This is a genomic window from Glutamicibacter sp. PAEs-4, assembly GCF_051161755.1.
In the GTDB taxonomy this organism is placed as follows: domain Bacteria; phylum Actinomycetota; class Actinomycetes; order Actinomycetales; family Micrococcaceae; genus Glutamicibacter; species Glutamicibacter nicotianae.
The window spans coordinates 3,372,069-3,386,900 of the sequence record NZ_CP195017.1; the positions used below are offsets into that span (position 1 = coordinate 3,372,069).

Annotated in this window: 13 protein-coding genes; 11 read left to right on the top strand and 2 right to left on the bottom strand. The window is 61.7% G+C overall.

The genetic code is table 11. From position 1 onward, the window contains the following. The first annotated feature begins 128 nt into the window (after window positions 1-128). The 6 genes from ACR9WD_RS15885 (at window position 129) to ACR9WD_RS15910 (ending at window position 5,732) form a co-directional block, all read left to right on the top strand. Window positions 129-905 (top strand): electron transfer flavoprotein subunit beta/FixA family protein, encoded by a 777-nt coding sequence (locus ACR9WD_RS15885; RefSeq protein ID WP_038992878.1) that lies wholly within the window; start codon window positions 129-131, stop codon window positions 903-905. A gap of 14 nt (window positions 906-919) precedes the next feature. Further along, window positions 920-1,900 (top strand): electron transfer flavoprotein subunit alpha/FixB family protein, encoded by a 981-nt coding sequence (locus tag ACR9WD_RS15890; protein ID WP_038992877.1) that lies wholly within the window; start codon window positions 920-922, stop codon window positions 1,898-1,900. 5 nt (window positions 1,901-1,905) lie between these two features. Next, on the top strand, window positions 1,906-3,777 hold the full coding sequence (locus tag ACR9WD_RS15895; RefSeq protein WP_434922411.1) for a cytochrome b/b6 domain-containing protein: 1,872 nt from the start codon (window positions 1,906-1,908) through the stop codon (window positions 3,775-3,777). 102 nt (window positions 3,778-3,879) lie between these two features. Then, window positions 3,880-4,536, top strand: coding sequence for a class I SAM-dependent methyltransferase (locus ACR9WD_RS15900; RefSeq protein WP_434922412.1), 657 nt, complete (start codon window positions 3,880-3,882; stop codon window positions 4,534-4,536). Window positions 4,537-4,674: 138 nt separating this feature from the next. Then, on the top strand, window positions 4,675-4,836 hold the full coding sequence (locus ACR9WD_RS15905) for a hypothetical protein (protein ID WP_434922413.1): 162 nt from the start codon (window positions 4,675-4,677) through the stop codon (window positions 4,834-4,836). Window positions 4,837-5,270: 434 nt separating this feature from the next. After that, entirely contained in the window at window positions 5,271-5,732 is a 462-nt protein-coding gene (locus ACR9WD_RS15910) for a DUF3817 domain-containing protein (protein ID WP_038992873.1), read from the top strand. A 292-nt stretch (window positions 5,733-6,024) separates the two neighbouring features. On the opposite strand, the gene ACR9WD_RS15915 is transcribed toward ACR9WD_RS15910, so the two are convergent. Further along, window positions 6,025-7,812, bottom strand: coding sequence for a plasmid pRiA4b ORF-3 family protein (locus ACR9WD_RS15915; RefSeq protein ID WP_434922414.1), 1,788 nt, complete (start codon window positions 7,810-7,812; stop codon window positions 6,025-6,027). Window positions 7,813-8,016: 204 nt separating this feature from the next. Between ACR9WD_RS15915 and ACR9WD_RS15920 the strand changes: the two genes are divergently transcribed. The 5 genes from ACR9WD_RS15920 (at window position 8,017) to ACR9WD_RS15940 (ending at window position 13,935) form a co-directional block, all read left to right on the top strand. Beyond that, entirely contained in the window at window positions 8,017-8,715 is a 699-nt protein-coding gene (locus ACR9WD_RS15920) for a maleylpyruvate isomerase family mycothiol-dependent enzyme (protein ID WP_038992870.1), read from the top strand. A 258-nt stretch (window positions 8,716-8,973) separates the two neighbouring features. Then, window positions 8,974-10,158, top strand: coding sequence for a TAXI family TRAP transporter solute-binding subunit (locus ACR9WD_RS15925; RefSeq protein WP_434922415.1), 1,185 nt, complete (start codon window positions 8,974-8,976; stop codon window positions 10,156-10,158). Window positions 10,159-10,169: 11 nt separating this feature from the next. Further along, the gene (locus ACR9WD_RS15930) at window positions 10,170-12,209 is read left to right on the top strand and encodes a TRAP transporter permease (RefSeq protein WP_244213526.1); all 2,040 of its coding nucleotides are present in this window, start codon (window positions 10,170-10,172) and stop codon (window positions 12,207-12,209) included. Between the two features lie 39 nt (window positions 12,210-12,248). Continuing rightward, the gene (locus ACR9WD_RS15935; protein ID WP_073707121.1) at window positions 12,249-13,049 is read left to right on the top strand and encodes an enoyl-CoA hydratase/isomerase family protein; all 801 of its coding nucleotides are present in this window, start codon (window positions 12,249-12,251) and stop codon (window positions 13,047-13,049) included. 10 nt (window positions 13,050-13,059) lie between these two features. Beyond that, a complete protein-coding gene (locus tag ACR9WD_RS15940) occupies window positions 13,060-13,935 on the top strand; it encodes a 3-hydroxyacyl-CoA dehydrogenase family protein (protein WP_038992866.1) in 876 nt (291 codons plus the stop codon). On the opposite strand, the gene ACR9WD_RS15945 is transcribed toward ACR9WD_RS15940, so the two are convergent. Further along, entirely contained in the window at window positions 13,920-14,831 is a 912-nt protein-coding gene (locus ACR9WD_RS15945) for a LysR substrate-binding domain-containing protein (RefSeq protein ID WP_038992864.1), read from the bottom strand. The genes ACR9WD_RS15940 and ACR9WD_RS15945 overlap by 16 nt on opposite strands. Window position 14,832: the final 1 nt, after the last annotated feature.

The following is a 14,832-nucleotide window of genomic DNA, read 5'->3' on the forward strand; positions in this document are numbered from 1 at the left end:
TTAATGAACTTGGATTTCCTAGTAGTTTCGGCGGCGAGCATGGCCTAGGTCCGTGGAACTCGGAATCATGGATGGCTTCCGGCACTCGGAGGTTCGGGCGGAAACTGCTGCGATAAGAGGAGAAAATGATGAAGATCGCGGTTCTGATCAAAGAAGTCCCGGATACCGGAGAAGACCGCCTGCTGGATCTGGAGACCGGCCTGGCTGATCGCGCCGCTTCAGAAGTGGTGCTCGATGAAATCGGCGAACGGACCTTGGAAGTCGCGTTGAAGCACGCTGACGCGAATCCTGGAACCGATATCACCGTGCTGACCATGGGTCCGGAATCGGTCCAGGCCACCTTGCGCAAGGCCTTGGCCATGGGCGCCGCCGACGCCGTGCACATCAACGATGAAGAGCTGCTCGGAGCCGATCTGGTGCTCACCGCGCAGGTGCTTGCGGCGGCTTTGCGCCGGGGCAATTACGACCTGATCCTCACCGGCAACATGTCCACCGACGGTTCGGCCGGCATGCTCCCGGTGATGCTGGCCGAGCTGCTTGATCTTCCAGCGGCGACGTCCCTGTCCTCGGTGGACATTGCCGACGGCGCGATCAGCGGCTTGCGCGAGCTCGATGGAGCCGCGGCCAAAGTCAGCGCTCCGCTGCCGGCGGTCGCTTCGATCACCGAAGCATTGCCCGATGCCCGCTTCCCGAATTTCAAGGGCATCATGGCAGCCAAGAAGAAGCCGATCGAATCCTTGTCCCTGGCGGACTTGGGCGTCGAGGCGCTGCCTGCCGATACCGCGCGTTCCATCATGGTTTCGGTGGCCCAGCGCCCGCCGCGCACCGCTGGGACCATCGTGACCGATGACGGCGAAGCCGGCAACGCCTTGGCCGAATTCCTCGTCAAGAACAACCTGGTGTGAGCGGAAAGAGAACCATGACTGATTTTGCTGCTGATTCAATTCTCGTTTTCCTCGAGACCACCACTGCCGGAACGCTGGCCAAGAACCACGCGGAGCTGCTCGGTGCAGCCTCCACCGTGGGCACCCCGGTCGCCTTGGTGACCGCCCCGGCAGGATCCGTTGAAACCCTGGCGGAACAAGCCAGCCAGGCTGGTGCCGCGCAGGTGCTCACCGCAGTTGTCGAGTCGCCGGTGCTGACCGCGCCGATGGCTGACGCGCTGCAGCAGGCCTTCGCCGTAGTCCAGCCGCAAGCGGTGATCCTGGGGCATACCCTGACCTCGCGCGAGGTGGCAGCACGCTTCGCGGTGCGCAACCGCTTGGCGCTCAGCGTGGATGCCCTCGGCGTTTCGCGCGATGACCAGGGAATCATCGCAGCCCACTCGATCTACGGCGGCGCGTACTCGACCCACAGTGCCCCGACCTTCGGCGCTCCGGTGATTACCGTGCGCGTGGGCAGCATCGAAGAGCGCGCCCAAGCCCAGCCGGCGAGCGCCACCGCACTGGAGGTCGCCGCAAGCGGCAAGCCGGAGATCGAGGTCAAGGAACTGGAAACTGCCGAAACGGCATCGACCCGTCCCGAGCTGCGTTCCGCGGCTCGCGTGGTTTCCGGCGGTCGCGGCCTGGGCAGTGCAGAGCAGTTCGATCTGGTGCACCAGCTGGCCGATGCCCTGGGGGCAGCCGTGGGCGCTTCGCGCGCCGCGGTGGATGCCGGCTACGTCGAGCATGCCGCGCAGGTAGGCCAGACCGGTGTTGCGGTCTCGCCCCAGCTGTATGTCGCGCTGGGCATCTCAGGAGCCATCCAGCATAAGGCAGGCATGCAGACTGCCAAGACCATCGTTGCCATCAACAAGGACGCCGATGCGCCGATCTTCGAGATCGCCGACTTCGGTGTGGTCGGCGATGTCTTCAAGGTCGTTCCGCAGTTGATTTCCGCGCTTGAAGCACGCAAGGCGTAATTGCCATGACTGCATCTGAGCAATCCATCCGGCAGGGCTTGCCCCGCGTGGCCGGAGGCGAGCCCTGGCCCCCGGCCGAGCTGTTCGCTTCCGTGGTAGCCATCGCTGACGCAACCGTTGCGGAGCCCACGAAGGCTGAGCCAGTTGCCGAGCCCGTTCTCGAACAGCCCGTCAGCTCACCTGCTCCCGCCGAACCAACGCCTGCCGAAACACCTGCTGTTGCCGCGGCCAGCGCTGCGTCCGCGCAGACTGTTGCCGGCCAAGTACCGGTAGCTGGATCGCTGCGCCGGGGCCTGCCACGAGTTGCCGGCGGCGAGCCATGGCCTCCTGCAGGAATTCCTGTTGCCGCGAGCGCTCCGGCTGCCGCAACGCAGCAGGTGTCGGCGGCTGTGCCAGCTTCCGAGCCGGCAACCACTCCGGTCGCTGAACCGGCGAAGACATCACCGGTTGAAGCGGCGCCGGCAGCCAGCGAACCAGTTCCCCCGGCGAATGCGGCACCGGTCGCGGCGAATTCCAGTGCAGATGCACCGGCAGTTCGCCGCGGACTTCCGCGGACCGCTGGTGCAGAAGCCTGGCCGCCAAGTTCATTCGTGGCTGCACCCGTAGCCGCAGCGGCCCCGGCAGCAACTGCGGAACCTGCGGAACCTGCAGCCAGCGTCCCAGAAAACGTTGCTGTTGCCGCTCCGGTTGCGCCAGCTCCCGTTGCTGAAGACGCCCAGGCCGCACCGGCGAAGGCCGAACCAGCACCGGCAGAACCGGTTGCCCAGGCATCCAGTGCGAAGGCCGCTCCCTCGGCCACGGCAGATGAAACGCCAGCAGCCCCTGCGCGTACCCGCATGGGCATGCAGCAATCTGCGGCTCCGGCGGCGCCAGCAGTGGCGGCAGAAAAGGCATCTTCCGCAAAACCTGCAATCACCCCGAAGCCCCAGGCCTCGGCAAAGAGCAAGAAGGAAGCGGTCAAGCATGGTCCGCTGACCAACAAGCAGTGGGTGCTCGCTGGAATCGTCGGCGCGTTCGCCGCATTGGGCCTGGCCACTGCCGTGGTGCTCATTGCCCGCGGCATTGCCGGAATCGATGGGGTCGAGTCCTTCATGGAACGCTACCCGGGCGAATACCATCTGCCGGAATCAGCACCCATCGGCTTCCCCGGCTGGCTGGCATGGAACCACTTCTTCAACTTCTTCCTCATGGTCCTGATCATCCGCTCGGGCATGCTGGTCAGGCATCAAAAGAAGCCGCCTGCCTATTGGTCGTCGAAGCGCAGCCCGAAGGTGAGCATCAACCTCTGGCTGCACCAGGGCCTTGACCTGCTGTGGCTGGTCAATGGCTTGGTGTTCCTCGTGCTGCTGTTCGCCACAGGCCACTGGATGCGCATTGTCCCGACATCGTGGGAGGTCTTCCCGAATGCGATCTCGGCGGCCTTGCAATACCTGACGCTGGATTGGCCTACCGAAAACGGCTGGGTGAACTACAACTCGCTGCAGCAGCTGGCCTACTTCACCACCGTGTTCATTGCCGCTCCGGTAGCGGCGATCACCGGTTACCGGATGAGCGCATTCTGGCCCAAGAACATGCCAGCACTGGCCAAGAAGTACCCGATTGAGGTGGCCCGAGCCCTGCACTTCCCCACCATGCTGTACTTCGTGCTGTTCATCCTGGTGCACGTGATCCTGGTGTTCTCCACCGGGGCGCTGCGCAACCTGAACCACATGTATGCGGCCCAGGGGTCCACCGATCCCGCCGCGTACGCGGATAACTGGGCCGGGCTGCTCTACTTCGCGCTCTCGCTGCTCGTGATCGCCGGTGCGTGGCTGGCCTGCAGGCTAATGATCCTAGCCTCCATTGCCCGCCTCTTCGGCAAGGTCAGTGCAAGGTAGAAACAATAGTTCTTGCCTCTGGCGCAAAACTGATCGCGTACGGGGCCCATCGTCAGTAAGGTCTTCAATAACGGCCTTACTGACGAATGGGGAACACCAAGGATGAGCCACCACCACGAACACCACACCACGCAACTCGACGGCGTCGCCTTCTGGGAAAACCACTACGGCCAATCCGAGCGGATCTGGTCAGGCAGGGTCAACCAGGTCATCGAGGAATTGGTTGCCCCGCTGGACGCCGGCACATCGTTGGACATCGGCTGCGGCGAGGGCGGCGACGTGCTGTGGCTGGTAGCCAATGGCTGGAAGGCTACCGGTGTGGATATCTCGCCCACCGCCGTGAAACGCGCCGCGGAAGAAGCCGCCAAGCTTGGCCTGGATGCGGGACAGGCCCGCTTCATTGCCTCGGATCTGGCCGCGTGGAATACCGGGGAGACCTTTGATCTGGTGACCTTGAGCTTCTTCCAGGCACCTTTCGAATTCCCCCGCGCCGACTTCCTGCGCAAGGCGGCAACGCTGGTCGCATCGGGCGGCCATCTGCTGGCACTGTCCCACGCCTCCATGCCTTCCTTCGCCGGCAAGCCCGATCACCCGATGCCCGCGTTCCCCAGCCCGGAAGAGGAACTGGCGGCCCTGGAGCTGGACCCTGAGCAGTGGGAGGTGCTGTGCGCAGAGATCCGCGAACGCAGCATCATGGCACCGGACGGCAATCCTGCAACCTTGGAAGACTCCGTCGTATTCGTGCAGCGCATAGCGTGAGGAATAGGTTCTGGCCGTGAAGCCGGTTGGCGCGCACTGTTGGATTGCTCAAGGCTTGCTGGAAATGGAGCCATTCAGGTTTTGAAGTCCGCTGATCCTTGCTAGGTTGGCAATCCAACCAACGAAAGGGATGGATTCATGACCGAGAACAACCCTGAAGCACTGCTGAACAAGGCAGAAGCCGAAGAGCCCGATAGCATTTCCGACCCTGCATTGAATGACGAAGTTGGCCAGGACTGGACCGATGAAGGCGGTGCGACTCCGCATGGGGCCGCGCTGGACGGCCGCCCGGAAATCTAGGACCGGCTGCGCAAGCAGCTAGTTCGACAAGCGCCCCTGCTTATTGACACCACGGAGGCCGGACTGCAACTTTGCAGCCCGGCCTCCGTGGCGTTTTCATGACTAGCCCGGCAGGCACGGCAGCGATCATTCGGCTGAGCTGCCACGAGTACCGCAACACGCAAATCTCGACAATGAACTACATCCGGATGCCTCGTTCACCCATGCCATCGAGAACGCAACGCCAGCGCGTGGGCGAATTGCCGAGCCGGACTGCCACGGGCATCTCGTCCGACGGATATTCCGTTGCTGGCGGGTTGGCTTCTTATCGCCTCTGGCTTAGATCAAGGCCTGCCCCACGTTCAAATGACGCGCACAGGCATGACCGCTAGACTCGGATGGGTTCTGAATTGAGAACCGGTTAATTCGCAATTCCGAGGGACAGAAATCGAGCAATGTCACCACGCACCCTATTCCGCATCGTTGCCAGGGCCGAAGCAGTCACCTGGACGCTGCTGATCATCGCCATGATCCTGAAGTATGTCGTGAAGGTGGGCGACTGGCCGGTTTCCATCGCCGGATTCGTGCACGGTTTCGTCTTCCTCTCCTATGTCGCCACCGGCGTGCTGGTCGGCATCAACCAGCGCTGGAGCAAGCGATCCATCGTACTGGCCGCGGCCACCTCGGTGGTCCCCTACCTGACCATTCCTTATGAACGCCGCCTGGAAAAACAGGGACGGCTGGAAGGCGAATGGCGCACCACCAAGAGCGACCACCCCGACGATGACAAGTGGATCGACACGCTGTTCCGCTGGATGGTTGGCCGCCCAGTTCTGACTGCCGTGACCGCCGTCGTGATCGTCGCACTGATCTTCACCGTCATGCTGATCATGGGCCCTCCAGGCGGCCGCGCATAGCACAGGCTCCTCAGGCAACGACGCTCCAGCGACAATGAAATTGATGGTGGAGGTCGAGGTCCTGGACACCGTGTGCCGGCACATCAACGACCACATGGTGACCTTCTACGCCCGCGCACCGGGCGACTGGGACATCGAGTACGGCACCGACGGCATGCTCGTGGACGAAAACTACTACACGTTTGAGGAGATCACCGAGGAAAGCTCTTGGAGCTACTCGCACCAGGAAAACCGCCCTGCCCGATTCATGCAATTGAATCGAGCAGGGCGATTTGGCGTGCCCCGGCAAGTCCTAGAACTCGAGCTCCAGGTGGGCGTTGATGTCTTCCTTGCTGAAATACGCCGGATCAACTTCGTCTTCCTCGTCGCCGCCGAAGCCGGAGAGCCACTCTTTGACTTCCTCGTATTCCGGGTCCGTCGGGTCTTCGAGAATTTCCAGCTTGGCTTCCCAGCCGCCGACCCCGCCGCTGTCCTCCAACGGGGCCATGCGCCGGCCTCCGGTGCAACGTGGCAGCTGGCCATCAGCAGCATCCAGGACCTTCTCGACGTCAATGCGGATTTCCCAGCCGTCACCGAAGTCGTACATGTAATCCAGGCGGTCTTTTTCCTTCTTCAGCAATGAAGAAACCAGGGTTTCCGCTTCATTCTTCTCGTAGTCCATGTCGTCAATCTCTGGACCATATGAGGTTCCGCCGAAACCGCCCTCGTAGAAGATGTGCAGGTGCCCGTCGTACCAGTCGAAGCTCGCCTGGATGATGTCGTGCAGGTCGCCGAGTTTCAGGTCCATCGGCACGAGCACACGTCGCCAGATCGGCGGTTTGGCCTCCTTGAGGGTCAGCTTCAGCTGCAGCACCTTGCCGGTGTAGGGCTCCTCGCGCTTCAGGCGTTTCGGCTCGTCGCTCTCCGGTCCGAACAACGAGTCGAGCTCCGCATCGTGGAATTCATCTCCGTCATCGAGCAGGTCATTCTCAACGTCGGTAATCGCAAGCCGGACAATCGCGGGCACAGAGTAGGTTTCGCCCTCTTCGAGCAAGCCCAGCGAGACCAGTTCGCGCAGGCGCACGTGCGCAGTTTCCCAGACCTCCGGCGAGAACTGGTCATCGCGCGGGGCATCCACGCGATGCGGGGTGCCGTCGATTCCCCCGACGATCCAGAAGGCGGCCAGCCCCCAGGCCTGGATGCTGGCTTCGTCCATGCTTTCAGGCTTGTCCATGAACAAATCCATGCAGGCCTGGATGAAGTAGAAGTTCGCTTCGAAGGCGTCGGCATCCTCATGCTGCATGATGTCTTCGTGCATCAGACCGCGTTCAGGCTTGCCCTTGTCGGGCAACTTGATGGCATTGACTGATTCCATCGCTGTGAGCACTACCCCCAACACCACGGGCCGGCGCGATTCATCGACGCCCGCAGGCATGTGATCGGCGAGCGCTGTTGCAGCAGTTTCCAAGAATTCGCCGACCGGCATGCTGCCCCACAGCTTCTTGCCTTCGCCAAGGACCCAAGGCAAGGCAGCACGGGCCAGCTTGCTGATCGGCATGGCCGCAATCTCTGCCAGGGCAGCCTGCGAAGCTTCATCGGATGCCATGATCTCGTCAATTTCATCGTTGTCGCCGAAGTCGTCTTCGTCGCCGAATGGATCATGGGCTTCCAGTGCCTCCAGGAACCACTCCAGGCTTTCGTCTTCGCGCTCCCACAGGCCTGAATCGCGCAAGAACTCTGCGTAGTCCGACCAAGCCATGAAGATCATGGTTCCCAGTCCGCTGGAAGCGGCTTCGGGATCTTCGGCTTCTTCGAATTCAAGCATTGAACTGAGCACTGCAAGCAGTTTTGGCGGGTCGAAATCGGTCACCTTGTCCAGGCCGACAACTTCGGCATAGATGCCCAAGGTTTCACGCACCGTGGCAAGGAGCATCATCGTCATTTCGGGATCATCCCGGTATTTGGCGGCCCACTGCACGAACTGCCCGGTGAGCGCGTCCAGGCCTCGCCCGACCTTCACTCGGTCCATGGAGACGACGCCCGCTTCCAGGCGTGCCGGATGCCCCTGCTTGGGCTTCTGCTTCTTCTTTTTCTTCGCCATTGGACTGCTTTCCTGGTCGTTTGCCCTATACTCCCAAGGCTACGTGGCTGCCGGTTGCTGGAGAAGGATACCGGACGCGTGTTTTTCCAGATCAGAATTGCCCGAGCAGCTGGTGCCCAAACAGTGCGCATATGAATCGAGTCGCATTCAGTATCTATGTCGTAACCAGTGCGGCTTCAGCGCCCGCGTTGGTAGGGTGACTTCATGATCAACACTGCCCGCCTGCACTCGGACCTGTCACGACTCAGCCGCGAAACCGCGATGATGTCGGCCACGATCGAGACCCTGTCCACCGAAGAAATGGCTGCCGCCTCGCTGTGCGAAGGCTGGAGCCGTGCGCATGTCATCGCGCATCTGGCCTCCAACGGCCGGAGCCTGGTCAAGCTCATCGATTGGGCCACCAGCGGAGAACCGCAGGAGCTCTATGCCTCGCGTGAGGCCCGCGATGCGGAGATCAATGAGCTGGCGGCCCTGCCGCGCGAGGAACTGGTCAAGAAGTTCCAGGACGCTGCCGCCTACTTCGCCGAGCAGTGCGAACGGCTCAGCGGCGATTTGGCTGTCGAAGAGGTGGATCTGCACGGAAAGATCATTCCGGCGACCTCCATCGTGGCGCTGCGCATCGCCGAGGTGGTCATCCACCACCACGACTTGGATACTGCCTGGACCATCGAGGAAGCCGACCCGGATTCCCAGGAGAACGCCGTCGAAGCCGCAGTGCGGACCATGCGCGTGAAGAACGCCCCGGGCATGACGCTGGTGACCGAAGAAGGCGACGAATGGGTCATCGGCGATGGCGCGTTGAAGGTGCGCTCGGACCGCGAAGGCCTGATCGAATGGCTGGCCCGCGGCCAGGCCCGGCATATCGAGGCCGACGGGCCGATTCCTGAGCTTCCTGTCTGGTAGACAGCTGGCACTAATCCCAGCACTGCTGGGCTAGAGCACCAATGGCCGCTGGCCGTGAAATGTTTATCGTTTCACGGCCAGCGGCTTTTTGCGTTCTCGAATGTTCCCGAGATCCTTTCCGCAGGTAAGCGTCATTGTTGCTAATAGAACAACAATGAACGGAAAAGGTGGATTGGATCACATTTTTTATGCATCAATGAGAGTACAGCGAAGGCCGGTTCCCCATGATCGGCGTCGAATTCTTGCATCGGAGATCCAATGCCACGAGCTTTCACCCGCAGATCATTCTTAACCGGGTTGTCCGCCACTGCCGCCCTGGGCGCTTTGTCGGCTTGCGCCCGCTCCGCGGTCGCAGTACCCGGGCTGCCTCACCAGACCGTCTGGTCAACCTACGGGGTGGGCACTGGCACCTACAACGACGTAGCTGCCATCGCCAACACCTTGACCCAGCAAGTCGGGATGCAGGTCCGTTTGATGACTAGCGATACCGGCATTGGCCGCCTCGCCCCGCTGATCAACGGCACCGCCCACTACTCACGCACCGGTGACGAGTACTACTACGCCTTTGAGGGCGACGACGAATACGCCTCTGAAGTCTGGGGTCCCCAACCGTTGCGCCTAGTCATGTCACCCCCTGGCAACTACGGCATTCTGGTCCGCAAAGATTCGGGGATCAAGAAGGTTGAAGATTTGGCGGGCAAGCGATTCCCACGGCTGGTGGCCTCGACCTCGATGAACCGAAAGCTTGAAGGAATCCTCAATTATGGCGGTCTGACCACTGACGATGTGATCCTTGTAGATGTCGCTTACAGCGAGCAGATTGAAGCGATCAAGACCGGGCAAATCGACACCATGTACCAGAATGTGGTTGGCGCCAACGTCTCGGAATTGGCCTCCCAGTACCCCATCCGCTGGATGGATTTGGGCGGCAACGATCCAAGCAAATACGCCACCTGGGAAGACCTCTCCCCGATGATGATCCCCGGTTCCTTCACCGATGGCGCCGGCATGAAGCCAGGGGAAAGCGCGGTCAACCTGCAATACTCGCTGCCCTTGGTGACCTTGGCTGATCGTCCGGCTCAAGAAGTCCAGACCCTGCTGGCGAGCATGGACAAGCACTACGACAAGTTCAAGGACGCGACTCCAGATGCCCACAAGTTCGGCGCGGATGAGGTCATGCTCACCCCCATGGTCATCCCCATGCATGAAGGCAGCGTGGCCTTCTTCAAGCAGGCTGGCCGGTGGACTGCGGATCTGGAAAAACGCAACCAAGCCCTGCTGGAGCGCGAGCAGCTCCTGGCCCAGGCCTGGCCCGATTTTTGGTCAAAGTACTCCGGGGAACCGGACATCGCGGAACGCTGGCGCAAGTGGAAGAAGCAGAACTTCCCCAAGTTGCCCGCAGTCAATGATGTCCCCACCGATTCCGCCAGTACCTCGGACTAAGGAGAGTCCCCGTGAGCGTTGTATCCGCTAGTCTTCCCTCCACTAATTCCAGCTCCCTCCCCCAGTCACTGACTGCCGCAGCTGTCGAATCTGAGGAACATAATCACCGGCTGACTACCTTCTGGAAATCAGTCATCATCGCGTTGACCATCGCCGGAATCCTGGTGACCATGAATCAGGTCTTTTTCTGGAACCTGTTCAACATGGCGGTGCTGACCAATGCCTTCCTCTACATGCTCACCGCATGTTTCGTACCGATCGTGTTCATCGTCCAGCCACTGCGCAAAGCCACCGGCGGCGAGCGCCCCGGGGTGCCTTGGTATGACGTGCTGTTCCTCCTGGCATTCATGGGCTGCGCTGGTTTCTTCGCCTTCCACGGTGTTGATATCGCCGAGTTCGGCTGGGCCTTCGTCTCGCCAGCCAGCGCGACCGTGATCAGCTACATTTTCTGGGCACTGATCGTCGAGGTGCTGCGCCGCACTGCCGGCTGGATCGTCGCGGCTCTGGCCCTGGTGGTCTCCCTCTACCCGCTGGTCGCCGGCGAGCTGCCCATCGGATTCCTGCAGGGCATCACCTACGACATCAACACACTCGCCCAACTGCACGCCATGGGTTCCGAGTCGATCCTCGGCCTGCCCCTCCAGACCGCCGGATCCGTGCTGGTCGGTTTCCTGCTCTTCGGAGTGGTACTGCAGCATACCGGAGGTGCGGATTTCTTCCACGACCTCTCGCTCTCGCTGTTCGGCCGCTATCGCGGCGGCTCGGCCAAAGTTGCGATCACGAGCTCGGCCGCCATGGGCATGATGAGCGGTTCGGCCGTCTCCAACGTCCTGACCACCGGCCCAATGACTATTCCAGCGATGATCAAGTCCGGGTTCAGCCGCAAGACAGCCGGCGCGGTTGAAGCCACAGCCTCGGCAGGCGGTTCGATCACTCCCCCGATCATGGGCACCGCGGCCTTCCTGATGGTCTCCTTCGTAGGAGTTCCTTACACCCAGATCATCGTCGCGGCAGCCATCCCTGCCTTCCTCTACTACCTGGGCATCTTCCTGCAGGTGGACGGCTACGCCGCCATGCACGGGCTGAAGGGCACCCGTAAGGAACTGCTTCCCCGGTTCATTACCTCGCTGATCTCGGGATGGCCCTACATTGCGGCCCTGGGCCTGCTGACCGTGATGCTCTTCTTTGCCGGCTCCGAATCCCAGGTTCCCTTCTGGGTAGTCGGGCTGCTGCTGGTAATTGCCATAGCCAAGCCGCAGCTGAAGTTCGGTGCTGTCGAATTCCGCGACATGATACTCGACGCCGGCAAGACGCTGGCACAGATCATCGGCATCATCGCCGGTGTCGGACTGATCCTCGGCGGGCTGTCCGCCACGGGCGTCGCCTTGTCGCTGTCCCGCGACCTGATCGCCTTGGTGGGCGAAAGCGTGATCCTGATCCTGATTGCCGGTGCGATCGCCTGCTTCGTGCTGGGTATGGGTCTGACCATCTCCGCGGCCTACGTCTTCCTGGCCATCGTGATGGCTCCGGCACTCACCGCGCTGGGCGTGGACCCGATTGCGGCGCACCTGTTCGTTATCTATTGGGCCTCGGTTTCCTATATCACCCCACCGGTAGGACTCGCAGCCTTCGCTGCGGCTGGAATCTCCAAGGCTTCACCGATGGGGACCTGCGTCGAGGCGATGCGGTTGGGTGCGGTGAAGTATGTCGTGCCCTTCGGCTTCGCTCTGAATCCCGCCCTGGTAGCCCAAGCCGGGCCCTCCGAGATCCTCGTTTCCACGCTGTTCAGCATCGTAGCTGTGGCCGCAATTGCCTGCTCCTTCAGCGGCTGGCTGCTGGTCGTCGAAACCAAATTGCCGGTGGTGTTGCGGGTGGTGCTGGCCGTTGCAGGCTTCGTGCTTTTCCTGCCTGACACCAGCTACCGCTTCATCGCGGTGGCCGTGATTGCCGCAGCATGTGCAATGGCGTACTTGACCCGGCGTTCGAAGGGTTCCGGCCTTCCCGGCAGCAGCTCTGAAACTGCCCCCGGCCAGGCCCAGATCACCGCCTAGCTGCAATCAACTTCGAAACCCACAACCAGGAGAGAATCCATGGAGCAGAATTTCACACCCCCAGTGATCCTGCGCGAGGACACCGACGGCGTCGCGGTACTGTCCATCAACCGCCCCGAGGCCCTGAACGCGATGAACGGACAGGTCCTCGACGCGCTGTCGGCACAACTGACGCAGATCGCCCAGGACGACAGCATCGACGTACTGGTCTTCACCGGTACCGGGACCAAGTCCTTCGTTGCCGGCGCGGACATCAACGAGCTCGCACAGCGCACCCCGGTCGACGGGCTGGCAGCCCGGATGCAAACGGTATTCTCGCAGATCGCCGCCAGTGCCAAGCCCACGATCGCAGCAGTCAATGGTTTCGCCTTCGGTGGCGGGCATGAGTTGGCCTTGGCCTGCGATATCCGCATCTGTTCGGAGAATGCCCAGTTCGCTTTGCCGGAGACCGGGTTGGGAATCATCCCGGCCGCGGGCGGCACCCAGCGGCTGGTCCGGCTGATCGGCATGGGACGAGCCATCGACATGATGCTCACCGGCAGGCGCATGGATGCCCTGACCGCGTTGACGGCAGGGCTGGTCACCGAACTCACCGATGCGCAATCACTGCTGGAAACCGCACACCAGACCGCGCAGCGCATCCGCAGCAAAGGCCCGTTGGCCATCCGACTGGTCAAGTCAGTGGTTACCCATGGGGCGGACGCCAGCATGGATACCGGGCTGCTGCTCGAAACACTCGCCCAGTCCCTGCTCTACTCCACCGACGAGAAGATCGAAGGCACCCAAGCATTCATCGACAAGCGCAAGCCCGACTTCCGTGCAGCCAGCCGCATCAGCTAAGGAGCATTAAATGACGACGTCAACACCGATTGAGCACATCACCGTTCTGGGTGCCGGGACCATGGGTTCCCAGATCGCCGCGGTCTGCGCCCTATCCGGTTACCGCACCACCTTGGTGGATATCGCAGAAGCACCGCTAGAGCAGGCCACGGCCCAACTGCGCGCGCGACTGGAACGCGATGTCGCCAAGTCACGCCGCACTGCCGCAGATGTAGCCGCCGCTTGGCAAAGGCTCCAGTTCGCTACCGACCGCGATGCCGTCGTGGCCACCACGGACTTCGTCATCGAGGCGGCCGTGGAGGATCTGGAGATCAAGCGCCAGATCTTTGCCTCGCTGGATGCGGTGGCTCCGGCCCACACCATCCTCGCCACGAACTCGTCGAATATCGTCTCCTCGCGGATCGCCGCGGCCACCCATCGCGCAGACAAGGTCTGCAACATGCACTTCTTCAATCCGGCGCTGATCATGAAATGCGTGGAAATCGTTCCGCATGAAGGTACCTCGTCGCAGACCATGGAACGCACCCGCGCGCTGGCCGAGTCATTGGGCAAGGAAGTGGTGCAGCTGAACCGGGAAATTCCGGGGTTCGTCGCTAACCGTTTACTCAATGCCTTGCGCAAGGAAGCTTTGAACCTGATCGACCAGGACATCGCCAGCCCTGCCGATATCGACAAGGCGGCCCGCGATGCGCTGGGCCACCCTATGGGCCCGTTTGAATTAATGGACCTGGTGGGTCTGGATGTCGTCTACCTGATCCGGCTGGCCGAGTACGAGCAGACCAAGGAGGAATCCAGCCTGCCGCACCCGCAGATCAAGCAGTTGTACGAGGCTGGCCGGTTCGGGCGCAAGTCCGGGCGCGGTTGGTACGACTACGCGTCAGCGTAGCTGCGCGGATCCGGGAAGATGCGTTCGGCGACGTTGAGCACGCTGCGCACCGCAGGCGAGAGCTCATTGCGCTGCCAGATCATTCGCACTTCCAGTGCGGTGTTGCCAGAACGCAGCGGAACGAAGTTCACCCCGTCGCAGATGATGTTGTCGCGAATCGAGTCCAGGCTCATCGCGATGCCCATCTCGGCTCCCACCAAGGCCACCAATGTCCAGGAATCCGGGGCAGTCTGCACGATGCGGGGCACGAAACCAGAAGCGATGGACAACGAGTTCATGCGATTCTGCAACGCGCCGCTGAAACCGCCGGGCAGGTTGATCCACCCTTCGTGGGACAGTTCCGAGAGCTCCACGCTCTCGCGGCGGGCCAACGGATGGGATTCGGGCAAGGCAATAAGGATCTGCTCGACGACCAGCAACCGTGAATTCACTTCGGCGGGCAAGAAGTCCCATCGTCCGATGGCGATGTCCAACGAACCGTCCAAAACCCTTTCCAAACCAATATGGGAGAACTGCGAACTATGGAATTCCAAGGTCAGGCCCGCGTGAGTGCGGCGTACGCTGCGTGCCAATTGGCCTACCCGGTCTCCGGTGGAGGCCCCGGCGAAGCCGACCTTCACCCTGCCGGTTTCACCGGTAACGGTGCTTTTCACGGTACCCATGGCAATTTCGGAAGCGTCCACGAGATTCCTGGCCGGCTCCAGCAACGCATGGCCTGCCGAAGTCAGCTCGACTGTACGCGTAGTGCGCGCGAACAGTTGCGCACCAATGGTGCGTTCCAGCTGGCTGATCATCCTGCTCAGCGGCGCATGGCCCATACTCAGTTGCTGTGCTGCGCGGCCGAAATGCAGATGATCGGCGACAGCCAAAAATGCTCTGGCCTGTGCAACTTCCATA